The organism is Labrenzia sp. VG12 (assembly GCF_002237595.1).
Classification (GTDB): domain Bacteria; phylum Pseudomonadota; class Alphaproteobacteria; order Rhizobiales; family Stappiaceae; genus Roseibium.
The window spans coordinates 5533258-5555237 of the sequence record NZ_CP022529.1; the positions used below are offsets into that span (position 1 = coordinate 5533258).

Genomic DNA, 21980 nt, shown 5'->3' on the forward strand with positions numbered 1-21980 from the left:
TCAGGCGCCGCCGGGCATCATGATGTAAACAGTTGTCTTGGCGGGCAGGGTCGAACGGCTGACGGTGACCGATGACGCCGGGGCTTGCACAATGTCGTATCCCGCTTCCTCGGACCGCTTCGTGAAGGCCGGCAGCGCACCTGCGAAATGGAAATGCATCGGGATGATCATGGCCGGACCGATATTGGCCAGCACATCCATCAGGCTGTCGAGCCGCAAGGTCGAGGAATTGTCGATGGCTGCGAACACCACATCGATCTGACCGAGCCGTGTGAGATCTTCCTTTGTCAGCCGGTGATGCAGGTGGCCGAGATGGGCCATGCATAAATCCGCAACTTCAAAGATGAAGATGGAATTTCCCAGGCGCCGGTTTTCGCCGTCCCAGCCCCGAATGTTGGTCTGGATGTTGCGGATCCGCACGTCACCGACCGTCAGGTCGTGATCCATGGGGCCGCCTTTCGGGTTCCAGCCATAAAGCAGATGTTCGATATTCGGATCCGGGTTCAGGGAATAGTGTGTGCTGTGTGCACCGTTCATGGTCACAACGGTTGGCGGCAGGAACGGGCGATGGATGTCGTTGTAATCCGTTGCGATCCGCACGCCCTTGGGCGTCTCGAGTTCAAAGGTTGAATGTCCGATATACCGGATCTGGACGTTCCCCTCCGCAATGGAAGCTTTCCAGACGCGGGCTTCCCCGGCAGGTGCTTGAATATAGGGAGCCTTGGCGACCAGCTGGCAAATCGCATGGGCCGGGACCAGCGTTGCAGCTAGCAGTGAGAGGGCTGCCGAGCCAACGGTCATACCGATACGAAGCCGGAGCCAAACCAGCCCAAGAAAAGCGGAAAACAACGAAGCCATCATGCGCCACCCGTGTCCGGAACCTTTGGAATAAGGGTAGGGGCCTGCGGGGCGCAGGCAAGCTCGAAGCCGAACATGTTTGTGATTTGCCAAAAGAAAAGGCAACCGGCTTGCGCAGATCCTGCGAAGGCGGTTGCCAGAGGTGGGGGCGGGTGGGAGGAAGGACCAGCCCCGGATTGGAGGTTCAAATGACGTGGAGGCTGACTGAGGCCTTGCTCCCCTTGTGACGAATATCCTTGTCCAGTTCGGACGGCAGGCCGTTGGCTGCCTGCCGGTGGATCAGATCACCTGCATGCCCGGCTTCCGTGATGAGCGCGTGCCGGCTGCAAAGACCTGCGAGCGCCAGACCCAGGCGGCGGAAATGAGCGCGGCGGTAACAGTAGACCGCGAGCGCCGCACGCTGGTGCTCTGGCAACTGACTGCCGAGTTCGGCAACGGCGTTGACCGTTGTGGACAGCAAACGCCTCAACAAATCGTCCGAAACGGGGCATGTTTCCAAATCTGTTGAACCGGCAGGCCGCATCGCTTTTCTCCAAATAACTTAAGAAAATTATTTGGGAGTTTTCTTAATGTTTTATTAAAAGCGAAGTTTGACCCAATAAATACGGTTTATCTGGTGAATTGTGCGGATGTTGCTTTCAAGTAACTTCCATTGACTCTTTTGTCAGTTTTGTCAGATGTTCCCGTGTTACTGCTCTCAGGGACTCCGCCCGCGCGAGAATGCTCTCCGCTTTCATGAAATCCAGCACCCGGATCGGGTCATGCGGCGGATGAATCAGAATATCCGGTTGTTCCATCTTGAGTTTTTGCTTGGTGATCGTCTGCATCAGGATCTGCGACGAGCCAAAAAGCGAGTCCAGAATGGCAACGTCATCCTTGTCGTCCCTGGGGACAGGTGCGCCGACCACATCAACCGCGATCACGATGTCACAATCCGCGCGCAGGCCGTCAAAGGGCAGTGGATTGACGATGCCGCCATCGACCAGGAAGCGGCCCTGGTGCTGCACCGGACGGAAAACTGCAGGCATTGCAATGGAAGCGGCGAGAGCTGGAAGAATCGGTCCGCTGTCGAAGACAACTTCCTCACAGCCATAAAAGTCCGTGGCATGCATGCGCAGTGGAATATCTATGTCTTCGAACCGTTCCGACAGATAGTCGCCGATGAACACGTCCAGGACACGCTGCGGGTCGAACTGGACCGGCGTGGACCGGAAGACGTCGCTGAAGCGCTTCGGCCGGAGTTGCCAGAGGCGGGACAGAACGCTGTTTCGGTCTGCAAACAGGGCTCTTGTTATGTCGCGGATTTCCTCACCGCTGTGCCCATTGCCATAGACCGCTCCCATGATGGCGCCGATGGACGTGCCGGCGATGCGCGCCGGTCTCAGGCCGAGATCGTCAAAGGCCTCCAGAACCGGGATATGGGCGAGCCCACGGGCGCCGCCGCCGCCAAGAGCAAGACCGATGCGAGGAGAAGGGGAGGAGGTGAGCATGTCGCGTTTCCCTTGGTGAACACTGTTCACTTTATTTAAGGGGCCGCGTCTTCTATTCCAAGGCTGAGTGGAAAAAAACTTCAAGGACCGGGCCAGAAGCAAATTTGCGTCTCGCGATTGGCTTGACGTCAGACCACGAAATACAGGTCGTCAGCAGATTCAGACATCCAGTCGGTTGCCTGATCAAAAGGCATTGGCCGGGCGATCAGGTAACCCTGGATCGAGAAATCGCCCATCATGCGCAGCCGGTCATATTGCGCTTCGGTCTCCACGCCTTCGCAGACAACGCCGATATTCAGCGAACGCGCCAGGTGAACCAGCTGGTTGACCACGATTTCCTTCTTCTGATCGCTCAGCATCTGCTTGGTGAAGGACCGGTCGACCTTAAGGCCGTTGATCGGCAAATCGGTTACATGGGAGAGGGACGCATAACCTGTACCGAAATCGTCAAGTTCGACATGGACACCAAGGTCGTAAAGGGTCTTCAGGATCGACAGGTGTCCGGATCTCGTGTCGTTCAGGAAGACCGATTCCAGAACCTCGGCAGTGATCTTCTCCGGCCCGATGTCATATTTCTCCATGCCCGCCCTGAAATGGTCCAGCAGCTTTCCGGAGGCCAGGTGTGCCGGCGAAATGTTGATGGAGACCCGGCCGAAATTCAGCCCGCTGTCGAGCCAGGCACGTGCAGCGGCAAGGGCCTTGTCGATCACGATTTCACCGACGATCGGTGCCAGGCCGCATTTCTCGACCACAGGCAGGAATTCGCCCGGTGAAACGGTGCCGCGTTCGGGATGTTGCCAGCGTATCAGTGCCTCGACCCCGGTCACTGCCTGGGACCGCAGATTGACCTGGGGCTGAAAGACCAGGAAGAATTCGTCATTGGTGACGGCTTCTTTCAGCTCGCGCTCGATCCTGGCTTCCGCCTCGCTGTCGGCGCGCATGTCGGGCTTGAAGAACGTGTAGCGGTCCTTGCCGTTGGCTTTCGATTGGTAGAGCGCCAGATCCGCGTTGACCAGAAGCGTGTCGAAATCCGCACCGTCATCGGGACAAAGAGCGATCCCCATGCTGACCGTTGGCCAGAACCGGTTGCCGTTGTAGTCCATGGGCTGGCGCATCAGCCGCCGGGCGCGCTCGCACAACTCGTTTGGATCGGCAACGCCGTCCTCGGCAAGGATCACGAATTCATCACCGCCCCAGCGATAGGCGGTGCCCAGGCCCCGGCAGACTTCTCGAAGCCGCCGGCCGGTCTCTTCCAGGCAATGGTCGCCCGCCTGGTGGCCAAGCGTGTCGTTGACGCGCTTGAAGCCATCCATGTCGACATGGACGAGAAACGCCGGTTTGTCTTCGCTTTCAAACCGCATCTTGGCATCGCGCTGGCAGCCTGCGCGATTGGACAGTTTGGTGAGCGGGTCGAAATAGGCAAGGCGTTCCGCCCGGACCTTGGCTTCCCGGGTCTCGTTTTCACGCTGCACCCGTTCGGAAACATCGTTGGCGATGGCCACGATCAGATCACGGTCCCGGTCCTTGATCATCTGGACCCTCAGGTCGACCGGATACTCGGTGCCGTCCTTGCGCCGGTGCATGCTTTCCACCGAAAGGCTGACCTCGACGCCATTGAGGAGAGGGGTCATGTGGCTGCGCACCGTTTCCAGGTCATAGATCGGATCGATGTCCCAGATGCGGTGGCTCTTCAGTTCTTCGAGCGTGTAACCGAGATTGCTGAGCGCGCACTGGTTGGCGTGCTCGATGTGAAAGGTGCTGGCATCCAGGATGTAGATCTCGTTAAGCGACGATTCCAGAATGCTCGCCAGCAGATGATTGCGCTGTTCGGCCTGACGGCGGTCAGTGATGTCATGCACGATGCCCACTACCTTGGACGCCTTGCCGTCCGCGCCGGCGGGAACATAACCGCGCAGGTGCAGGTACTTGTGGCTGCCGTCTTCCTGAATGAGCGTGTGTTCGACCTCGAACTCACCACAGGCCTCGATCGCATTGCGAACGACTCCCATCGCGGCGTGATGTTCATGGCTCGGGATGCGGGAGAAAATATGCTTCTGGATCTCGACCGCGGGCAGATCGGGACGGATCCCCATGATGCGGAAGAATTCCTCCGATCCCCTGATCTGATTGGTCGACAGGTCACGCACCCAGCTGCCGACATTGGCGATGTGCTGGGCCTCGGTCAGCTGCAAGGCGCTTTCCTCAAGCTTGCGGGTATTGTCCAGAACCTCCGCTTCCAGGCGTAGACGGGTTCTATGGACAGAAGACTGAAGTCGGGACAAAAGTCGGAACACGACGGCCCAGGCGACAAGCGCCAGTCCAATCCCTGCCATGAGGGACAGGACGGTTCCTTCAAGGAAGGTCCAGACGTTGCCAGTGATGTCCTTGACCAGGATGAGGTGGACATCATGCGTATCGCTGACAACCGGGATCGGCAGATTGCGGACCATGAAAACGCTGCCGTCCTGGATCAGGAAACGGTTGAGCGTGGCCGTGTTTTTCCGTCCCGACAGTGCCGCATCGAGATCAAGGCCGCCTGAGGAATAGTCGCCAAGGGCGCGGTAGACGATCTTGGGTTCGCCGGATCCGTCTGCACTTGTGATTTCACACAGTTTTACGATCTGGGCATTGACTGCGGAACTGGCAAGGGCAAGCGACTGTTCGATGTTGATGGCAAGTTTCAGGTACCCGATCAGCATTCCGTCTGCGATCCAGGGGCGGAGCACGCTGACAACAAATTCGTTTTTGGGGCCCAGCTCGATCGTGTTCGACTGGTGGAGCGGGCCGGCTGCGAGATCGGCCGGAATGTCTTCCTGCAGCGATGCCGCTTCCGAGTGTCCGCTTGCTTTGTAGACCAGTTCCTGGTCTGCCGCATAAATGGCAAGCTCGGCGATGTTGAGATCGGCAGCCTTGCGCACAAACACCCGGTCGGCGACCTGCTTGATCTGGTTCTGGTCTTTTGTGCGGATGGCGGTCAGAAGGTCTTCATTGGCGCTTACGGCGGCAACGGCCTGGTCCAGAACTTCAGAGCCGAGTTCGCGTTGATGCCATAACAGCCTCTCGGCGGTCTGCAGTGCGGCATCCTGCGGTTCCTGCAGACTTCTGTATTCCGAAATGATGTTTTGCAGGGTGAGTACGGCAACGGTCAGGCCAAGAAACGCCAGAAAAACCGCACGCAGCGGTTTCTCAAACCGTGTTTCGTCACCACACCATCTGTCGAGCAACCGGTCGAGCGCCGCGTTGAAGTCGCGCGGCTTCTGTCTGCCTTCTCGCCAGTCTTCCCGTTGCCTTGACCCTTGCTTTGCCACGCGTTGCACCCGTTCCCCCGGCCAGCAGTCGCTGAACCCATCCGGCAGGAAACGTCCGCTGGTTTATGAGCCACCGGGCTTTCGTGTTTTACGCAAACGAGTACCGCCAATTTTCTCAATAGTGTTGAATGGTTAAATTGTATTGAATGGCTTTCTTAAATCTTATTAAGAATAGAAGCGTCTTTCGTCCCAAAATTTGTGCAGGACGCTTGGTAATCCCATTTTCGGATGGCGGAACTGAGATGAGTAAAGAAGTATTATTCTGGGTGTTAATTTCCAAAAAAGCGATAAAGCGCCTCGAATGTTTCTTCCGGGGCTTCTTCCGGAAGAAAATGACCGGAGGGCAAGGCAAGGCCTTCTGCGTCCGGGCTCCAGGTCCGCCAGACGTCGAGTGGAGATTCGACGCTGTTCGCAATGCCTTTGTCTCCCCAAAGCACCAATGTTGGCACCTCGATCTGGTGGCCGAGGTCCAGTGACATCCGATCATGTGCGTCATCGATATGGGCACCGGCCCTGTAATCTTCGCAGGTCGCCGCAATCCGGTCGGGATCGCAGAACCAGGCCCTGTTATGCGTCATGGCGTCGGACGTGAAACACGTCAGGTCCTTCCCGGCGGTCCAGCTTCGCAGCGTATGTTCCAGAAACGGTATCGGCGAGGCGGCAATCATCTTGTCGGGAAACGGGGCAGGTTGGGCCAGGAACATCCAGTGATAGATCTTCAGGCCAAACTGCCGGTCCATCCTGTCCCAATAGGCGCTGGTCGGCAGGATATCGAGCACAGCGATGCGCTGGACCAGGCCGGGATGATCCAGAGCCATCCGGTAGGCGACGCGTCCGCCGCGGTCATGTCCAGCCAGCAAAAAACGCTCGTGTCCGAGGATGCGCATCATTTCTGCCAGGGCGGTGGCCATGCTGCGTTTCGAATAGGCCGCGTGGTCATCCGAGAGCGGCGGCACCGAGGATTGGCCGTAACCTGGAAGATCGGCCGCAACAACCGTGAAATGCTCTGCAAGGCGCGGCGCAATCTTGTGCCAGCACACATGGGACTGGGGATAGCCGTGCAACAACAACAGGGGAGGGCCGGACCCGCCGGTCCGGCAAAACAGCCATTCGTCCTCGACTTCGACGGTGAGACTGTCGAAGCCCGGGAACAGGTCCGGCAAGTTGTTCCTCAAATCTCTCTCCCCAACCCGTTGCGGAGAAAGACTAACTGCGGTTTTTGCCGTCTGCCAAGTGCATATTGTGAACTTGGCGCAGGAGCGTCAGGCTTCGTTTTCGCGTGCAATGGCGCGCCAGCCTATGTCCGAGCGGCAGAAGCCCTCGGGCCACGAGATGCTCTCAACCGCGCGATAGGCCTGATCGCGCGCCTCACCGACGCTTGCGCCAAGGGCGGTCACGTTCAGGACGCGGCCGCCATTTGCCAACAGCCGATCTTGGTCCCGTTTGGTGCCCGCGTGAAACACCGCGACCTGCGCATCTCCGGAAGGGGCCGTCACCCCTTTGATTTCCGTGCCCTTTTCATAGCTTCCCGGATAGCCGTTCGCTGCCAGCACAACGGTGAGAGCAACGTCCTTTTTCCAGCTTGCATGTGCGCGATCGAGCGTGCCGTCGACGCTGGCCAGCACCAGATCCAGCAGATCGCTTTCAAGACGCATCATCATCACCTGGCATTCCGGATCGCCGAACCGGGTATTGTATTCGATCAGCTTGGGACCAGCCGCCGTGATCATCAATCCTGCGTAAAGAACACCCTTGAATGGCGTTCCTCGTGCGGCAAGCGTGGCGATCGTCGGTTCGATGATGGTCTTCAGCACCTCAGAAACAAGCGCGTCAGTCAGGACAGGCGCTGGTGAATAAGCCCCCATGCCGCCCGTGTTCGGGCCTTCATCACCGTCATACGCCCGCTTGTGGTCCTGCGCGGTTGCGAGCGGCAGGGCGTTGGTGCCGTCGGAAAGCACAAAGAAACTGGCTTCCTCGCCTTCCAGGAATTCCTCGATGACGACTTCCGCACCGGCCGCACCAAAAGAGCCTTCAAAGCAGGCCTTCACCGCGTCCTCGGCCTCTTCCAGGGTCATTGCCACGACAACGCCCTTGCCGGCGGCAAGGCCGTCCGCCTTGACCACGATCGGAGCGCCCTGTTTGCGCACATAGGCCAGGGCGTCTTCTGCCGCGTCAAACCGGCCATAAGCTGCGGTCGGGATATTCGCTTCGTCGCAGACACCCTTGGTGAAGGCCTTGGACCCCTCCAGCTGTGCAGCTGCCCGTGTCGGGCCGAATGCCTTGATGCCGGCAGCGTCAAGGTCGTCAACAAGTCCTGCCACAAGCGGCGCCTCGGGTCCGACGACAACCAGGTCAACCGCGTTGTCCCGGCAAAATCCGATCACGGCCTGATGATCCGAAATGTCCAGTTCGACAAGGTCCGCGACGTCGGCAATCCCGGCATTGCCCGGCGCGGCGTAGAGCTTGGTGAGTTTGGGAGATTTCGCCAGGGCCCAGGCCAGCGCATGTTCGCGGCCGCCGGATCCGATCAGGAGGAGTTTCATGAAGGAGCTGCCTCTTCGAGCAGGTTGACGCGGAAACGCGGGATCTGCAGGCCGCAGTCCAGCTTCGGGCGGGGTCTAGCACGGGCGTCGGAAATTTCCAACGCCCGGATTGCTTCACCCGCCGACGATCACCCGGCAATAAAGGATGTTGTCCTCTTTCAGATCAGGGCCCCAGATCAGCTCTGCCGAGCGGTCCCAGTCAATCCGGTCGTAACCGTCCTTGGGACCAACGTCTCGGGCGCTGTGCACGGTTGCCTTCGGCCAGGAGTTGTCGTCGAAATCAGGCGCCGTCCAGGTGTCCGGAACCGAGACACGGGTTTCTGCACAAACGGCCTGCGAGACATCCGGATTGCGTTCTCTTGCACAAGCGGCATCAGCCGGTGCCTTCTGGACTGTCAGGCAACGCCAGTCGGACCCGGTGACAGCCAGGACCTTGCCGCTCGTGGTCTCCTTGAACTGGGCGATCGCACCGCCATCCCCCATTTGCTGGCGCCGCGTGCCAATGTATTCAAGGCCTGTGTCGTTCTCCATGAAATCCCGAAATTCGAAGGCAAGCGTCATCGGCAGGTCGGCATTGAACTCGAACCGTTCGGCGTTGAAGGATCGCTCGGTCTTGTATGGCGTGCTGTCTTCCAGGAGCGGCGCCCCGTTGACATACAGCTTGAACCAGTTGTCGACCCAGACCTCGCCGAGGATTTTTTGCGAGCCGGAGGATTCGATCACGCTTTCGTTGACCTCCTTGCCACCTCCGGGGCGGGGTGGTCGATTGTCATCACCCGGACGTGGTGGTGGAGGGGGCTGCTGGGCGAAGGCGCCAGCAGGAACGGTGGAAAGGCAAAGGATGAGCGTAAGGAAAAGATGTTTTGCGTGGTCTGCGCTGAAGCTCACAGTATTCTCCGGTTCCGAACAGGGCCAGGACATTTGCGCCCGGTCCCATCAACAATGCCCCTCGACAGCGGCACTATGACCTGTTGCGGGGTGAATTTCATCTGAATTATCGGTAGAACTGCAGGGGCAGGAACCGGCGAACAGTACGCCGTCCCGGCCAATCCAGATGGACAGAACGATGATCTTCACGACCAAGGACACCGGTCCAGTAGCTGATGCCGTCAAGCGACACTGGGTCGACACCAGGCTGCCGCCGGCCTTTCGCCCCTATGCCCGGCTGGCGCGCTGGGAGCGTCCGATCGGCTGGTGGCTGCTGTTGTGGCCCTGCTGGTGGTCGGCGGCGCTGGCAGCCATTGCTGCCGGCAATGGCTGGCCCAATCCCTGGCACCTGGTTCTGTTCTTTGTCGGCGCTGTTGCCATGCGCGGGGCGGGGTGCACCTATAACGATCTCGTCGACGTTGACATCGATGCCAAGGTGGAGCGTACCCGTTCTCGGCCGATTCCGGCCGGCCAGGTCAGCAAGACCCAGGCGAAGGTGTTTCTGATCGCCCAGGCGCTTCTGGGTCTTCTGGTGCTCCTCCAGTTCAACAGCTTCTCGATCTGGCTCGGAATAGTTTCCCTGGTGCCGGTGGCGATCTATCCTTTCATGAAGCGCATCACCAACTGGCCCCAGCTTTTTCTTGGTTTCGCCTTCTCCTGGGGCGCGCTGATGGGTTGGTCGGCGACCTTCGGTTCGCTTGGTGTGGCACCCGTCTTGCTGTATCTCGGCGGTATCTGCTGGACCATCGGCTATGACACGATCTATGCGCATCAGGACAAGGAAGACGACGCCCTTGTCGGGGTAAAATCGACGGCGCGCCTGTTCGGTGGTCATACCAAACTGGCGCTGGTCCTGCTCTACAGCGCCGCGACAGTCCTGTTCGGACTGGCCGCCGTCTTTGCCGATGCCGGTCCCGCGGCCTTTTTCGGCATCCTGGCCGGCGTCGTGCATCTGGGGTGGCAGATCCTGGTCCTGGACATTGATGACGGCGACCAGTGCCTGAAGCTGTTCCGCTCCAACGGCACCTATGGCTGGATCCTCTTTGGCGGATTCGTGGCTGATGCCCTGATTGGCTGGCTTTAAAGGAAAAAGGCTTCGCTGAGCGAAGCCTCCTGTCTGTGGAAGAACTCACAGGCGCCAAGTTTCACGAGCGCGCGATGATTTCCCGTTCGTTGGCATGGACGGCCGGTGCGCCGGAAAGGCGACCGGGCGCGCGCCGGTTCAAGAAGCGCGGACGGCGGCCCGTCAGCAGCCGCAACTTGCGGCGCGGAGCGGGCAGGGCTGCCGGAACGGCGCTGAAGGCTTCAATTGGTTTGACCTTGCCACCCAGGTCACAAACCAGCATCGGCAGGTTGAAGGTCTGCGCCCACCGGCTCCAAAGTACGGCGAGATCGTCGGAATGCTCTGTCTCTGCAAGCGTGATCGACAGGGCGCTGTCGGGATGCTTCAGGATCAGGGCGGCGACGATTTCGCCCGGCGCAGCACCGGGAACGATGCGTACCATGACGCCGTCAAATCCCTGGGCAGGCACGACGACGGTAACCGGGACGCCGGCGACCCGGCGCTTGATGACCGCCCGGTCGCGGTCAAGAAAGATTTCTGCGGGCAGGGAGGGGGTTCCGGGGCGCGATTCAAGTCGCTGCTCGAACCTTGCCGGAAGGCAACCGGGCTGAGGTGCTTCTGAAGCACTCGTCCCGATTGCCGCCGTTTCCTGCATTTCTGTTTGACGTCTCAAATGACTCTCCACCGGACCTTTTGGTCGGACCTTTCTGGTCTCTCGATGGGCTCTAACCTAGCGAAAAAATGTCGTGATCCGCTTAAGAGACAGAGTTAAAAAAGTCTGATTTCTAAGAGGGTTACCGGATTGTAACGACAGCGGTAACGTCTCGTTCAGGTCTGCGGCGACGGAGCGTGAATGCAATCATTGCGTGCTTTTCTCAGTGAATGCATTGTTTTCTATCTCGCGGAAGTCGCTGCGAAATTTCCGGTCCGCATTGCAGCGTTGCAACCTCTTGCCGTTTGTCCGTTCCAGACCCATGTCCCGGTGGATACGTGAATTCCGGTGTCCCTGACCGGGACGGACGGCACTTCATTGTTGGCAAATCTGCCCGGCGGTTGCGGCTCGGCCCGGCTGAGCGTAAACAACAGCCTGACCAAATTGACGCCAACCCAGCAGACGGATGAGCGAACACCATGTCGGATCTGATTGACCAGAGCGAATTGCAATCTCGCGCGGCGCGGCTTGTCGATGCGGCCAGAAAGGCCGGAGCGGACGCCTGCGACGCAATTGCGGTTACAGGCGTATCGCTCTCCGTCGATGTCAGGGAAGGCAAGATTGAGGAAACCGAGCGGGCCGAAGGTGACGACGTTACCCTGCGCGTATTTGTCGGCAAGCGCACGGCTGCCGTTTCCGCCAACCGGCTTGATGATCCTGCGAGCCTGGCGGAACGGGCGGTGGCGATGGCAAAAGTCGCTCCGGAAGATCCCTATGCAGGGTTGGCCGATCCGGAATTGCTGGTCAGGGACTTTCCGGCCCTGGAGCTGTTGGACAAGACCGAACTGGCCGCCGACCGCCTGGCGGAGATCGCATTGGCAACGGAAGAGGCCGGACTGGCCGTTGAAGGTGTCAGCAAGTCGGGCGGCGCCGGTGCGTCCTGGCGGCTTGCCGGTGTTGTACTGGCAACCAGTCACGGCTTTGAAGGGGCCTACATGTCGTCGCGCTATGGCATGTCCATGACAGCTGTGGCCGGCGAGGGCACTTCCATGGAGCGGGATTACGATTTTGACAGCCGCACTTTCTTTGAAGACCTGGAAGCTCCGGCGGAGATCGGCCGCCGGGCCGGCGAACGGGCCGTTCGACGCCTGAACCCGCAAAAGCTGTCCACCCGCACCACCAACGTCATTTATGAATCCCGGGCAGCCCGCAGCCTGCTTGGCCACCTGACCGGTGCTATCAACGGCGCTGCAATCGCGCGCAAGACCAGCTTCCTGAAAGACAGGATGAATGAGGCCGTCTTTGCACCAGGCATTCAGATCGTCGACGATCCGTTCAAGCGGCGCGGCGCCGCAACGCGGCCCTTCGATGGTGAGGGGACGCGGGCAGACGTGCTCAATGTCATCGAGGATGGCGTCCTGAAACACTGGTTCCTGGATGGCGCTTCTGCGCGCGAACTTGGCCTGACCCCGAATGGCCGTGCCCATCGAAGTGGCAGCGGCACGTCTCCGGGACCGACCAACATCACATTGATGCCGGGCGATAAGTCGCTGGAAGAGCTGATGGGCGATGCCGGCGAGGGGCTTCTGGTCACTGACCTGATCGGGCACGGTGTCAACGGCATCACCGGTGACTATTCCCGGGGGCATCTGGCTTCTGGTTCGAAAACGGCAAGATCGTCGAACCGGTCAGCGAAATCACCATTGCAGGCAACCTGACGGACATGTTTGCCCGGCTGATCCCGGGCAGCGATCTGGACAACCGCTACTCAGCGGCGGCTCCGTCCGTGATGATCGAAGGAATGGCTCTTGCCGGAAGCTGACACGGGGCCGGACGGCGCCTCGGCGGAGGCGGATCTCCTCCTGCTGGAGACGGCCGCACGCCGGGCGGGTGAACTTGCTCTGACCTTTTTTGGCAAGAATCCGGAGACCTGGTTCAAGGGCAAGCCGGGCATGTCGCCCGTCTCGGAAGCTGATCTTGCCGTTGACAAGCTCCTGGCTGAAGACCTTCGGGGTGCGCGGCTTGGCTATGGCTGGCTGTCGGAGGAAACGGCGGATGACCGGTCTCGGCTCGATCACACACGCGTTTTCATTGTCGATCCAATCGATGGCACCCGCGCGTTTCTGGCCGGTGGGGACGAATGGACGGTGTCCATCGCGGTGGTTGACAGTGGCAGGCCGGTTGCCGGAGCGGTCTATTGTCCGGTGCGCGATGAAATGTTTCTGGCCCGTGCAGGTGGGGGCGCCTTTCTCAACGGCACGCGGATGAGCGTGTCCAGCCGGCGCTCCGTGTCCGGTGCGACCCTGACCGGACCGCATTCCATCGTCGCGAACAGCGACGTCATTGCCGCCGGGTTTGTCGGAACGGATATTCTCAGATCGCTCGCCTATCGGCTGGTGACGGTTGCGGCCGGCCGCGTGGATATCGGAACTGCGCGTGGCGGGCCAAGCGATTGGGACCTTGCAGCGGCCGATCTTTTGGTGCAGGAAGCAGGCGGAAAACTGACGGATGTCAAAGGCCGGCTTCTGACTTATAACCGCCCCAAGACCGGACACCCCGGCCTGATCGCGGCACCGGACGCGCTGATTGATGCCGCGCGCGCGGCGCTGCGCAGCGCGATTGGCTGACAGGCCTGTCAGAGTGACAATGTAAGAGGAAACTCATGAGCGAGACCGACACCCCGAAACAGCTGTTGCATCTGGTGTTTGGCGGCGAACTGGAATCGCCGGAAGGGCTGACTTTCCGCGATCTGGACGAGCTGGATATCGTCGGCATCTATCCCAATTATGCCGAAGCCTATGTTGCCTGGAAGGCAAAGGCCCAGGCCACGGTCGACAACGCTCACATGCGCTATTTCATCGTTCACATGCACCGTCTGCTCGACCCGGAAACGGCCGACTGAAGCACGCTAACCTCAGGCGACAAGAAAAATGATCAAACGCCTCGGCCGCCATCCCTGGGTTTTGTCGGGTGTGGGCTCGCTGCTCGCCGGCTATCTGAAACTTGTTTATCATACCAACCGGTTCGTTATTGAACCGGAAGGCGTCCATGCGCGCATGGAAGAGGACCTGCCGGTGATCGTTGCCATGTGGCACGGCCAGCATTTCATGGTGCCATTCGCCAAGCCGTCCCATTGGCCGGCCAAGGTGATGATCTCCCGATCCGCCGACGGTGAAGTGAACGCCATCGCCGCCAGCAAGTTCGGACTTGGCCTGATCCGTGCCTCCGGTGGCCGCAATGCCCGCCAGATCAAGAAACGCGGTGGCATGAAAGGGTTTATCGAAGCGCTGCGGGCACTCAAGGACGGTTATTCCATCGCGATGACAGCAGATGTCCCCAAGGGGCCTGCACGTCAATCGGGCGTCGGCATCGTGCAGTTGGCAAAACACTCCGGCCGCCCCATTCTGCCGGTTGCTGTCGCGACCAGCCGGTCCAGGGAGCTGAACAGCTGGGACAGGGCAAGCGTCAATCTGCCCTTCGGGCGCGGCAGCATTGCTGTTGGCGACCTGATCTGGGTGCCTGGCGATACGGACGACGACGCACTGGAGGCCTACCGCCTCAAGGTGGAAGAAGGCCTCAACGCGACCACCAAACGGGCCTATGAACTTGTCGGCAGGTCTGATGGCTGAGCGGCGCCCATTTCTGGTCAGCGCCTACCGGGGCCTCGCGCGTGGCCTCACCCCTTTCTTCAATCTGCTTTTTGCCCTGCGCAGCCGGTCCGGAAAGGAACTGCCCGAGCGCAAGGGGGAACGTTTCGGCTACGCAGCGCGTCAGCGCCCCGAGGGAAAACTGGCCTGGATCCATGCAGCCAGCGTGGGCGAGACCATGTCGGTGCTGCCACTGATCGACAGGCTTGCGTCTGCGGGCGTCAAGGTGTTGCTGACCACCGTCACGGTGACGGCCGCGGAACTGGCGGAGCAACGGCTGCCGGACGGCGCCATTCACCAGTTCGTACCTTACGATGCGCCCGGGCCTGTCAGCCGGTTCCTGTCTCACTGGTCTCCCGATCTGGTGATGGTGGTGGAAAGCGAAATCTGGCCGTGCCTGTTCGACGAGATGCGGCAGCTTGAGACGCCGTTTGTGCTGCTCAATGGACGCCTGTCGGACAAGTCACAGAAAAGCTGGGCACGGCTGCCGGCGCTTTCCGGTTATCTCTTCTCCTGTCTTGACCTCGTGCTGGCGCAAAGCGATGCGGATGCGTCGCGGTTTCAACGCCTCGGCTGCAGCCGGGTTGTCTCACCGGGAAATCTGAAATTTGACGCTCCTGAGCCAGCCGCGGAAGCCGATAGCCTTGCGGCCCTCACTGCCGAGATTGGTGGACGGCCGGTCTGGTTGGCGGCCCTGACCCATCCGGGCGAAGACGAAATTGCGTTGACCGCGTTCGAGCAGCTGCGCCAGGAATTCAAGGAGCTGTTGCTGGTGCTGGTGCCGCGCCACCCTGCACGGGCGGACGCTGTTGCGGATCTGGTGCGCGACCGGGGATTGTCGGTCACAAGGCGTTCGCTCGGCGAGGCAATCTCCTCCTCCACGGACGTCTATCTTGGTGATACACTCGGCGAGATGGGACTTTACTACAAGCTCGCGCCGGTGACGTTTCTCGGTGGGTCTTTCAACGATGCCGGGGACACAATCCCCTGGAGGCGGCTCTGTCCGGCTCGGCGCTGGTCACCGGACCACGCGTTGCCAATGCAAGAGCCGTCTACAAGGAATTCTGGATCGAAAATGCCGCGGTTAGGGTTGAGAATGCCGAAGACCTAGCAAGGCGTCTTCAGCCCCTTCTTCTGGACCCTGATGGAGCCCGCCAGCAGGCCGAGCGGGCGCGGCAACTGGTGGCTGCGGGGCGCGGCGCCCTCGACAAGACGCTGACACATCTGACGGCATATCTGCCTTTGAACAGTGCCGGATCAGCGCCGGAGGCCGTGCGTGAAGACGGCGCCTGACTTCTGGTGGAAGACCGTGTTTTCACTTCCGGCATTGTTGCTTTCCCCGGTCGGCTGGATCTATGGCCTTGTCGCCGGCCGCCGCATTCTGAAGCGGCCCGCCTACAAAAGCCGCCTGCCGGTGATCTGCATCGGCAATTTTGTGGTCGGCGGCACCGGCAAGACACCCTTTGCGATCGAACTGGCCTATCGTCTTCAGGAAGACGGCCACAATCCGGGATTTCTGTTGCGCGGGTATGGCGGCAGTGCGAAAGGCCCTTTGTTGGTCGACGCGGAGCGGCACAATGCCGACGAGGTTGGCGACGAAGCCCTGCTGCTTGCCCGATACGGTCCGACCGTGATTGCCGCAGACCGCCCGTCCGGCGCGAAGCTGGCGGAACAGCAGCCGATTGACGTGCTCATCATGGATGACGGGTTTCAGAACCCCGCACTGGCAAAGGACCTCAGCCTGGTGCTGGTCGATTGTTCGACCGGGTTCGGCAATGGCAGGTGTCTGCCTGCCGGCCCGATGCGCGCACCGGCCGATAAACAGATGCTGAAGGCCGACTGTCTGATCCTGGTTGGCGAAGGGGAAGCGGCGGAAGATGCCGTGCACCTGGCAGGGCGCAAGGGCCTGCCGATCCTGCATGCGCATCTGAGGCCCCAGGCAAATGAAAACCTGGTGGCGCGCAGGCTGTTTGCCTTTGCAGGGATTGGCCGGCCGCAGAAGTTTTTCGAGACGCTCAAGGGGCTTGGACTTGAAGTCCGGAAAACCCGCACCTTTCCGGACCACCACGGCTATAGCCTGGCGGACGTCAAGGCGCTCTTGACCGAAGCAGAAGAAGCAGGGCTGACCCTGGTGACCACGTCCAAGGACATGGCCCGGCTGGAAACGTCAGACGGTGAGCTGTTTCACTGGATTGCCTCCAGCACCGAAGTGCTGGACGTGCGCATGGAGATCGACAACGAGGACCGTCTCGCAGGTTTGATCAAGGAAAAACTGCGCCTGAAGAAACTGGCTGGCTGAACAGCCTGCACGCGGCCGGTTATTTGCCTTCCAGGTAGCGCGTCATCGATGCCTGCGCATCGACATAGGCTTCCTGACGTTCGACCGACCAGTATTTCAATTCGTCAAGCGGAATGGCAGTCCCTGTAACGGCACAGCGCACGAAGGTGCCCGGTGTCTCCACCTGATAGTCACCATCCAGATAGCGGACACGTGCTTCACTTGGAATGCGCGGGTTTTCGTAGCGGTTCATCATTGGCGGAACTGGGGCCTTGTCTGGTATTGTTCTGTCCCAGTCTTTTACGGCATGCGGCCGGTTCCGGGCAAGTCCCGCACACGGGGCGGCGTGTTTCAAATTCGCTTTATCAGAACATCGGGGCCGACCGCTGGTCCCGTCCGATCAGGTAACGGCAGCGGGACATGACGACAATCCGTTCCGGCAGGGCCCGTTCTGCCTCCGCGATCCGGATTGCCTGATCTTGCCGGCAGGCCGCGATGTCTGACCAACGGCTGAGGGTAGAAGAAATGTCCCGACAGATCAGGAGGTCCGGTTCACAGGCAACGAGATGCATTGCGATCAGCACGGATTTCATGTCTGCACACTCCTGTTTTCGCAAGGTTTTTCCTGCTTTCGGGAAAAATCCGGGTGCACGACATTGTCGAAATTTTGTTGCGAAGAGGCCGGCGGTCCTGAAACCGTTCCGGACTTGCAAAGCGCCTCAAGCAGACGCGGGTGCAAGCCGTCGCCGCGGCTCGCGGCGATGTCATGGAAGCCCGAAAACGTGGTCGCGATCGGCTGCCGTGGCAAGTTTGGCATGAGCATGTACTTTCTTGCGCCCACGCTTGATTGGCGGCGCTTGTTTTTGACTGGAAAGGGAAAGATGGCGGAGACCAGAGGTGGGTCAGGCTGTCAAACGGCGGCAGCTGCGTCCGTCAATTAATATGAGTTTTAAGTTCAGGTTTAAAAAGTAGCAAGTGGATTTCACTGGATTTGGGGTGAATTGTGCAGCAAATCACCTATGTTGAGGATCAGACGAACAGGCTGCTGCACGAACCGGCAAACGAGGCGGGTCGGTGGCGCCAGAAGTATCAGGACAGGCTCATGACGCTTTCCACGAACGAACTCATCGAATCCTCGGGCCTTGGCCTGGAGGCCGCCAAACGGATCACGGGAGAGGCGCTCTCAGGAGCGGATGACGGCGAACTCTTTGTCGAGTACCGGCAGACAGAGGGCCTTGTTTTCGACAACGGACGTCTGAAAGGCGCGAATTACGATACGGCACAAGGGTTTGGCCTGAGGGCAGTTGCAGGCGAAGCTGCCGGCTATGCCCATGCCGGTGACATTTCCGAAGGCGCCTTGAAACGGGCTGCCGACGCGGTGAGTGCGGTCAAGAAGGGCTATTCAGGGACCTATGCCGCGCCGCCGGCGCGCACGAATGTGTCGCTCTACAGCGATGCCAATCCGCTTGGAGGACCAAGCTTCGAGGACAAGGTCAAGCTGCTGCAGGAGATCGATGCCTATGCAAGGGCGAAGGATCCGCGGGTTCGGCAGGTGTCTGCTTCGCTGGCCGGTTCCTGGCAGGTGGTCGAAATACTGCGGGCCGACGGTCACCTTGTGCGGGATGTCCGTCCGATGGTGCGCCTGAGCATTTCCGTAGTCGCCGGGTCGGGCGATCGCCAGGAAAGCGGATCTTTCGGCTGTGGTGGCCGCGAAGGTTTTGAACGCTTTATCACCACGGAGAACTGGCAGGGCGGTGTCGATGAGGCCTTGCGCCAGGCGCTGGTCAACCTTGAAGCCGTGCCGGCACCAGCCGGAACGTTCGATGTCGTGCTCGGACCGGGCTGGCCCGGTATCTTGCTGCACGAGGCTGTCGGACACGGTCTGGAAGGCGACTTCAACCGCAAGAAAACCTCGGCCTTTGCCGGCTTGATGGGCGAGCGCGTGGCGGCTCCCGGGGTGACCATTGTCGATGACGGTACCATTCCGGATCGCCGCGGTTCCCTGAGCGTCGATGACGAAGGCACACCGGCCAGCCGCACGGTGCTGATCGAGGACGGCATCCTGAAAGGATACATGCAGGACCGGCAGAATGCCCGGCTGATGGGAATGGAGCCCACCGGAAACGGCCGGCGCCAGTCCTACGCCCATATCCCGATGCCGCGCATGACGAATACGGTTATGATGGCGGGCGACAAGGAGCCGGAGGAAATCCTGAGCTCGGTCAAGGACGGTATCTTCGCCGTCTCCTTTGGCGGCGGCCAGGTGGATATCACCTCCGGCAAGTTCGTTTTCTCCTGTACCGAGGCCTACAAGGTCGAGAACGGCAAGGTCGGCGCCCCACTGAAAGGGGCGATGCTGATCGGCAATGGCCCTGATGCATTGACGCGGGTCTCCATGATCGGCAATGACATGAAACTCGATCCGGGCATGGGAACCTGCGGCAAGCAGGGGCAGGGTGTTCCGGTTGGTGTCGGTCAGCCCTCCATGCGTATCAACGCGGTGACGGTTGGCGGCACGGCGGTCTGATTGGCAGGAGGCAGTTGCCAGGTCATGCCACGGATCAGGTTCGTTATCTTCGACATGGACCAGGTGCTCTATGATTACGAGCACGCGGTCCGCTTGCGTCTTCTTGAAGAGCTGACGGGACGTCCGGCGGCCGAGATCGACGTGGCTGTCTGGGGCGGTCCGCATGAAGAAGCCGCCGAGGCCGGTGATCCGGCAACGGCGGACGCCTATCTTGCCCAGTATGGTAAGTTGCTCGGCTATCCGATCGATTTCGATACCTGGTGCGATATCCGACGCAAGATGATGCGGGCGAGACCGGAGGTTCTGGATCTTGTCCGGGACCTGAAGGCATCGGCCGATGTTGCCCTGCTGACCAACAACGGCATGATGCTGAAAGCAGCACTGCCGGTCTGCGCCCCTGAAACAATCGAGATCTTTGGCGACAAGGCCCATGTCTCGGCCGAATTCAAGTTGCGCAAACCGGATCCGGAGCTTTTTCGCGTTGTGTGCGACACCTACGGCTATGCACCAGAGGAGAGCGCCTTTGTCGATGACAAGCCGGAAAACGTTCTCGGTGCCGAGAAGGCCGGCCTGACAGGACACGTGTTCGAAGGTATCAGCGGTTTCAGGGTCTTCCTGGCGCACCATGACCTGATTTGATCCTGCGACTTTTTCATGCGCTGAGCTGGCGTTTTGCTTCAATGCGTGACGTTCTTTGAGCCAATTTGCTCAAAATTGATCTTTCCAGTGCCTTTTGACTGAAAACAAAGCACTTTTGTGCCGTGTGTGCTGGAATTCAGGCAGGGATCGCGCGTATTCTTTGATAGTCTGAAACCCGCGATTTCGATGGCGTTCTGTGGGAGAATGCCGCAGCGGGCAGCAAGGGAGCGAGAATGGCCGCAGAAGGAGCCCCTCCGTTTTTTGCAGAATCGATCGTGTTTCTGGCGGCGACGGTCGTGGCTGTGCCGATCGCCAAGCGCCTGGGGCTTGGTTCGGTGGTGGGCTATCTTGCGGCGGGCGCAGCCATTGGTCCGCATGGTCTGCAGCTTCTGGGATCCGGTGAAGACGTCCTGCATGTGGCCGAACTTGGCGTCGTGTTGCTGCTGTTCGTGATCGGGCTGGAGCTCGACCCGCAAAAACTCTGGCGCATGAAGCGCGATATCTTTGGACTTGGCACTGCACAGGTCGTTCTGACGGGGATTACGCTGTTCGGCATCGGCCGCCTGGCCGGCTATTCTTTTTCAACGTCGCTTGTGGCCGGATTCGGCCTTGCCCTGTCGTCCACGGCCTTTGCCTTGCAGATACTGCAGGAGCGCGGTCAGCTGTCTTCTGCCTACGGACAGCGCGCCTTCGGGATTTTGTTGCTGCAGGACATTGCCATCGTGCCCTTGCTGGCAATGGTCGCAATTCTGGCACCAGGGCAAGAGGTGTCGACCTTTGCAGCTGTCTCGCGGGAAATCCTGATTGTCTCGGCGGCGGTTGCCGCCGTCATCCTGACCGGCCGTTATCTGATATCACCCATTTTCCTGTTGCTGGCTGCCAGCCGGGCGCGCGAGGTCATGCTGACAGCAGCCCTGCTGGTGGCGCTCGGCAGCGCCGGCATCATGCATGCGGTTGGCCTGTCGATGGCACTCGGGGCGTTCCTGGCGGGTGTGTTGCTCGCCGAATCCAGTTTTCGTCATACGCTCGAGGCGGATATCGAACCTTTTCGCTCCTTGCTGATGGGGCTGTTTTTCGTCGCCGTTGGCATGTCGCTCAACGTCGCCCTCGTCATGGACAACTGGATGTTCGTGGCGGGTGGCGTTGTCATTGTCATGGTGGTCAAGGGAGGGTTTCTCTGGGGTCTGTCCCGTGGCACCGGGTCGCCCAACTCCGATGCCATGCGCGTGGCGGTGACGCTGCCGCAGGGGGGAGAGTTTGCATTCGTTCTGTTCACGGCCGCTATCAGCAACCGCCTTTTGGACTACGAGGACGCAAACCTCCTCAATGCCATTGTTATCTTGACCATGTTGTTGACCCCGCTCGCGTGCCTCGGTCTCGACAAGCTGGCGGAGCGTGCAAAGGCCAAGGGAGTTGAAAATCCCTCCATCGAAACCTTCGAAGAAGCAACGCCCACCGTGTTGGTCATCGGCTTTGGCCGCTTCGGCATGGTTGTTGCCCAGATCCTGACGTCGGAGGGGCTGGAAATCACTGCCATCGACAACCGTCCGGACAGGATCGAATATGCCCGCAAACAGGGCTACAAGGTTTATTACGGCGACGCGACACGTGCAGATGTTCTCGCCGCAGCCGGTGCCGGAAAGGCCACCATGGTGGCCATGTGCATCGAGAATGACAAGGTCATGGGCAAGGCCATTGACCTGATCCGGGAAGGCTTTCCTGAAACACTGATCTTCTGCCGGGCGACTGACAGGGCCCATGTTCTGGATCTCACCAAGCGGGGAGTGGATTTCCAGATCCGCGAAACGTTCGAATCGAGCGTGGTGTTCGGTCGGGCCGCGCTAGAAGCCCTTGGAACGCCTCTCGATCGAATTGACCAGATCGAAGAGGATGTGCGTTATCGGGACGAGGAACGCCTGGCTGAACAACTGGCCCAGGGAATGTATGCCGGAGCGGAGAAACTGCATCGGGTCACACCGCGCAGGGGCGTGTCCAAGGGGGAGCACGACGCCGCCGCCGAATAGCGGCAGGTACAAAAAAGGCGCCGA

At 60.0% G+C, this 21980-nt stretch carries 20 protein-coding genes and 1 pseudogene; 11 read left to right on the plus strand and 10 right to left on the minus strand.

The genetic code is table 11. The features are described from left to right. The 7 genes from CHH27_RS25500 to CHH27_RS25530 all read right to left on the minus strand — a co-directional run bounded on the left by CHH27_RS25500 (position 1) and on the right by CHH27_RS25530 (position 8922). Positions 1-801 carry an MBL fold metallo-hydrolase gene (locus CHH27_RS25500; protein WP_094074101.1) on the minus strand — a complete coding sequence of 267 codons (801 nt, stop codon included), beginning with the start codon at positions 799-801 and terminating at the stop codon, positions 1-3. Between the two features lie 241 nt (positions 802-1042). Beyond that, positions 1043-1327: a hypothetical protein gene (locus CHH27_RS25505; protein WP_208988371.1), complete on the minus strand. Its 285-nt coding sequence runs from the start codon at positions 1325-1327 to the stop codon at positions 1043-1045. A 169-nt stretch (positions 1328-1496) separates the two neighbouring features. Beyond that, positions 1497-2348 carry a patatin-like phospholipase family protein gene (locus CHH27_RS25510; protein WP_094074102.1) on the minus strand — a complete coding sequence of 284 codons (852 nt, stop codon included), beginning with the start codon at positions 2346-2348 and terminating at the stop codon, positions 1497-1499. 128 nt (positions 2349-2476) lie between these two features. Beyond that, a complete protein-coding gene (locus CHH27_RS25515; RefSeq protein WP_094074103.1) occupies positions 2477-5656 on the minus strand; it encodes a bifunctional diguanylate cyclase/phosphodiesterase in 3180 nt (1059 codons plus the stop codon). Positions 5657-5925: 269 nt separating this feature from the next. Continuing rightward, a complete protein-coding gene (locus CHH27_RS25520; protein WP_094074104.1) occupies positions 5926-6831 on the minus strand; it encodes an alpha/beta fold hydrolase in 906 nt (301 codons plus the stop codon). 87 nt (positions 6832-6918) lie between these two features. Beyond that, positions 6919-8199, minus strand: a complete 1281-nt coding sequence (gene purD, locus CHH27_RS25525; RefSeq protein ID WP_094074105.1) for a phosphoribosylamine--glycine ligase — start codon at positions 8197-8199, stop codon at positions 6919-6921. A 114-nt stretch (positions 8200-8313) separates the two neighbouring features. Continuing rightward, a complete protein-coding gene (locus tag CHH27_RS25530; RefSeq protein WP_208988372.1) occupies positions 8314-8922 on the minus strand; it encodes a hypothetical protein in 609 nt (202 codons plus the stop codon). 343 nt (positions 8923-9265) lie between these two features. Here CHH27_RS25530 and ubiA point away from each other — a divergent pair, with 343 nt between their 5' ends. Further along, entirely contained in the window at positions 9266-10210 is a 945-nt protein-coding gene (gene ubiA, locus CHH27_RS25535) for a 4-hydroxybenzoate octaprenyltransferase (protein ID WP_247646161.1), read from the plus strand. 61 nt (positions 10211-10271) lie between these two features. On the opposite strand, the gene CHH27_RS25540 is transcribed toward ubiA, so the two are convergent. Beyond that, positions 10272-10862, minus strand: a complete 591-nt coding sequence (locus CHH27_RS25540; RefSeq protein ID WP_208988373.1) for a DUF6101 family protein — start codon at positions 10860-10862, stop codon at positions 10272-10274. A 458-nt stretch (positions 10863-11320) separates the two neighbouring features. Between CHH27_RS25540 and CHH27_RS25545 the strand changes: the two are divergent. The 7 genes and pseudogenes from CHH27_RS25545 to lpxK all read left to right on the plus strand — a co-directional run bounded on the left by CHH27_RS25545 (position 11321) and on the right by lpxK (position 16787). Continuing rightward, positions 11321-12663: pseudogene (locus CHH27_RS25545) on the plus strand (TldD/PmbA family protein). Further along, a complete protein-coding gene (locus CHH27_RS25550) occupies positions 12650-13468 on the plus strand; it encodes a 3'(2'),5'-bisphosphate nucleotidase CysQ (protein WP_094074108.1) in 819 nt (272 codons plus the stop codon). The pseudogene CHH27_RS25545 and the gene CHH27_RS25550 overlap by 14 nt, the downstream one beginning before the upstream one ends. A 35-nt stretch (positions 13469-13503) precedes the next feature. Next, positions 13504-13743 (plus strand): DUF4170 domain-containing protein, encoded by a 240-nt coding sequence (locus CHH27_RS25555; protein ID WP_094074109.1) that lies wholly within the window; start codon positions 13504-13506, stop codon positions 13741-13743. A gap of 28 nt (positions 13744-13771) precedes the next feature. Continuing rightward, the gene (locus tag CHH27_RS25560) at positions 13772-14470 is read left to right on the plus strand and encodes a lysophospholipid acyltransferase family protein (protein WP_094074110.1); all 699 of its coding nucleotides are present in this window, start codon (positions 13772-13774) and stop codon (positions 14468-14470) included. Beyond that, positions 14463-15599 carry a 3-deoxy-D-manno-octulosonic acid transferase gene (locus tag CHH27_RS25565; protein WP_208988374.1) on the plus strand — a complete coding sequence of 379 codons (1137 nt, stop codon included), beginning with the start codon at positions 14463-14465 and terminating at the stop codon, positions 15597-15599. The genes CHH27_RS25560 and CHH27_RS25565 overlap by 8 nt, the downstream gene beginning before the upstream one ends. After that, positions 15503-15781 carry a hypothetical protein gene (locus CHH27_RS28400; RefSeq protein WP_247646345.1) on the plus strand — a complete coding sequence of 93 codons (279 nt, stop codon included), beginning with the start codon at positions 15503-15505 and terminating at the stop codon, positions 15779-15781. Before CHH27_RS25565 ends, CHH27_RS28400 begins: the two co-directional genes overlap by 97 nt. Then, positions 15765-16787 carry a tetraacyldisaccharide 4'-kinase gene (gene lpxK, locus CHH27_RS25570; RefSeq protein ID WP_094074111.1) on the plus strand — a complete coding sequence of 341 codons (1023 nt, stop codon included), beginning with the start codon at positions 15765-15767 and terminating at the stop codon, positions 16785-16787. The genes CHH27_RS28400 and lpxK overlap by 17 nt, the downstream gene beginning before the upstream one ends. A gap of 19 nt (positions 16788-16806) precedes the next feature. On the opposite strand, the gene CHH27_RS25575 is transcribed toward lpxK, so the two are convergent. Further along, positions 16807-17022, minus strand: coding sequence for a DUF2093 domain-containing protein (locus tag CHH27_RS25575; protein WP_094074112.1), 216 nt, complete (start codon positions 17020-17022; stop codon positions 16807-16809). 109 nt (positions 17023-17131) lie between these two features. Further along, positions 17132-17359: a hypothetical protein gene (locus CHH27_RS25580; RefSeq protein ID WP_094074113.1), complete on the minus strand. Its 228-nt coding sequence runs from the start codon at positions 17357-17359 to the stop codon at positions 17132-17134. Positions 17360-17868: 509 nt separating this feature from the next. On the opposite strand from CHH27_RS25580, the gene tldD reads away from it, so the two are divergent. The 3 genes from tldD to CHH27_RS25600 all read left to right on the plus strand — a co-directional run bounded on the left by tldD (position 17869) and on the right by CHH27_RS25600 (position 21956). After that, a complete protein-coding gene (tldD, locus tag CHH27_RS25590) occupies positions 17869-19293 on the plus strand; it encodes a metalloprotease TldD (protein ID WP_094075008.1) in 1425 nt (474 codons plus the stop codon). A 24-nt stretch (positions 19294-19317) separates the two neighbouring features. Beyond that, the gene (locus CHH27_RS25595) at positions 19318-19932 is read left to right on the plus strand and encodes an HAD family phosphatase (RefSeq protein ID WP_094074115.1); all 615 of its coding nucleotides are present in this window, start codon (positions 19318-19320) and stop codon (positions 19930-19932) included. A gap of 233 nt (positions 19933-20165) precedes the next feature. Beyond that, on the plus strand, positions 20166-21956 hold the full coding sequence (locus CHH27_RS25600; RefSeq protein ID WP_094074116.1) for a monovalent cation:proton antiporter-2 (CPA2) family protein: 1791 nt from the start codon (positions 20166-20168) through the stop codon (positions 21954-21956). Positions 21957-21980: the final 24 nt, after the last annotated feature.

Excerpts from the sequence above, each read along its gene's own strand:
- CHH27_RS25500 (WP_094074101.1), bottom strand. The coding sequence starts at position 801 with ATGACCGTTGGCTCGGCAGCCCTCTCACTGCTAGCTGCAACGCTGGTC.
- CHH27_RS25510 (WP_094074102.1), bottom strand. The coding sequence starts at position 2,348 with ATGCTCACCTCCTCCCCTTCTCCTCGCATCGGTCTTGCTCTTGGCGGC.
- purD (WP_094074105.1), bottom strand. The coding sequence starts at position 8,199 with ATGAAACTCCTCCTGATCGGATCCGGCGGCCGCGAACATGCGCTGGCC.
- ubiA (WP_247646161.1), top strand. The coding sequence starts at position 9,266 with ATGATCTTCACGACCAAGGACACCGGTCCAGTAGCTGATGCCGTCAAG.
- CHH27_RS25555 (WP_094074109.1), top strand. The coding sequence starts at position 13,504 with ATGAGCGAGACCGACACCCCGAAACAGCTGTTGCATCTGGTGTTTGGC.
- CHH27_RS25560 (WP_094074110.1), top strand. The coding sequence starts at position 13,772 with ATGATCAAACGCCTCGGCCGCCATCCCTGGGTTTTGTCGGGTGTGGGC.
- CHH27_RS25565 (WP_208988374.1), top strand. The coding sequence starts at position 14,463 with ATGGCTGAGCGGCGCCCATTTCTGGTCAGCGCCTACCGGGGCCTCGCG.
- CHH27_RS25575 (WP_094074112.1), bottom strand. The coding sequence starts at position 17,022 with ATGATGAACCGCTACGAAAACCCGCGCATTCCAAGTGAAGCACGTGTC.
- CHH27_RS25580 (WP_094074113.1), bottom strand. The coding sequence starts at position 17,359 with ATGAAATCCGTGCTGATCGCAATGCATCTCGTTGCCTGTGAACCGGAC.
- tldD (WP_094075008.1), top strand. The coding sequence starts at position 17,869 with ATGACGCTTTCCACGAACGAACTCATCGAATCCTCGGGCCTTGGCCTG.
- CHH27_RS25595 (WP_094074115.1), top strand. The coding sequence starts at position 19,318 with ATGCCACGGATCAGGTTCGTTATCTTCGACATGGACCAGGTGCTCTAT.
- CHH27_RS25600 (WP_094074116.1), top strand. The coding sequence starts at position 20,166 with ATGGCCGCAGAAGGAGCCCCTCCGTTTTTTGCAGAATCGATCGTGTTT.